This is a genomic window from Petrotoga halophila DSM 16923 (assembly GCF_002924615.1).
In genome coordinates, this window is sequence record NZ_JALY01000021.1 from 1 (window position 1) to 1,620 (window position 1,620).

Below are 1,620 nucleotides of genomic sequence, written 5' to 3' on the forward strand. Positions count from 1 at the left end.
CCAATAGGCTTGTGGATCTCTTTTGAATACAAAAAATTTACCATAGTTATCAGGATTGTGCGATCTATGATAACGAAAGATAATATTTTTGCTAGTCAATGCGGCAACTTCTATTTTTCCAGATTCATGAGACATTACAAATCTAGGTCTTTTGGCTAAACCTGAGATATCTTCTAAAGATTCTAGGAATATTGAATAAGCTTTTTCTAAAGGAATAGTAAAACCTTTATTTCCCATGACAGGTCTATTTTGAAATACATAATAGGGAGGAATACCATTAAAGGATAGCTTTTTAAATAATGTCGATAATGTCTTAGGATTATCATTAATACCATGCAAAAGAGGAGTTTGATTTGCTATTATGGCTCCAGAATTTTGCAATATATTTATTCCCTGAATAGAAGCAGAAGTTAATTCTCTTGGGTGATTAAAGTGCACAATAAAATATAATTTTTTACCACTATTGGTAATTTTTTTAATGAAACTTGATAGGGTATCATCCGATATTATTCTGAAAGGGTTAAAAGCCGGGGTCTTTGTACCTATGCGAATGATTTTTATATGATCTATTTCATTAATAGCTTCTATAATTGATTTAAGTTTATTAGTTGAAAGGAGTAAAGGATCACCCCCTGTCAGGAGAACATTTGTGATTTCTTCATGTTTTCGAATATAATCGAGATCTTGTTCAATTTCACGGGTTCTAACTACTTCTTTACCAACGTTCTTGAACAATCTTTTTCTAAAACAGAATCTACAGAAACTCCCACATACATCATTTACTAACAGTAAAGCGGTATCCCTATACTTGTGTTGCAATCCCTTACTTATTGTATATGAATGTTCTTTTGAAGCGTCTTCTAATCCCCATTCTTCCAATTCTTCAATATTTGGAATTATAATCTTTCTTATAGGATCGTTTTTGTCTTTCCAATTGATTAAGTCCAAGTAATATTCATTAGCTCTAAACTTATACTTTTCTTCAACAGGTTGAAGTTCTTTTAATTCTTCTTGTGAAATCCCTTTTACTTTTTCCAACTTAGTAACATATTCTGGATACATCGATATCACTCCCCTAATATTTTTCATCATCGGCATTTTATATTATTCTTTTTGAGAAAAATTTTTCAATAATGAAGAAATCTCATATTTCAATCTCTTTAATAAATACCCATAAATATTGGTAAATATCAAATAAAGAAATATTATAAAGAATAGACCTTTTCCCTGAGTTGCAAAATCCGGAAGAAGTTCACCAAAAAAGGTAAACATAAGATAAAAGGCAAGAATCGAAAAAATTGTAATGAATAAGTGTTTAAATAACCTTTTTTCTACAACAATAAAAGCAAGGATTGGAAGAAAAAAGAGCAAAAATATACCAATTGCTTCAACAACAAAGCCACTGATAAATATTAAAAAGAAAATTGAAATACTGAAAATAAATGCATATCTTTTTTCTAAAAAGAAAACTCCCAGAGGAAGAATTAAACTAACAACGGTGGGAGCGATTCTCAAATACCTTGAAATAAGGAAAAGCAAGAAAAAAAAGATAACCAAAAAAGCAGTCTTTATAAGGGGATTTTTTATATCTAAATTCATAAACTTTTAAAACCAATTACA

At 29.5% G+C, this 1,620-nt stretch carries 2 protein-coding genes; one reads left to right on the top strand and one right to left on the bottom strand.

Features of this window, described 5'->3' with window-relative positions:
• Positions 1-1,062: KamA family radical SAM protein (locus AA81_RS01060; protein WP_103897916.1), on the bottom strand; the 1,062-nt coding region annotated here is incomplete at its 3' end.
• A 241-nt stretch (positions 1,063-1,303) separates the two neighbouring features.
• On the opposite strand from AA81_RS01060, the gene AA81_RS14090 reads away from it, so the two are divergent.
• The gene (locus tag AA81_RS14090) at positions 1,304-1,609 is read left to right on the top strand and encodes a hypothetical protein (protein ID WP_169999571.1); all 306 of its coding nucleotides are present in this window, start codon (positions 1,304-1,306) and stop codon (positions 1,607-1,609) included.
• Positions 1,610-1,620: the final 11 nt, after the last annotated feature.

What these genes read in the sequence shown, in the direction of transcription:
- AA81_RS14090 (WP_169999571.1), top strand. Translation starts at nt 1,304, where the DNA reads ATGAATAAGTGTTTAAATAACCTTTTTTCTACAACAATAAAAGCAAGG.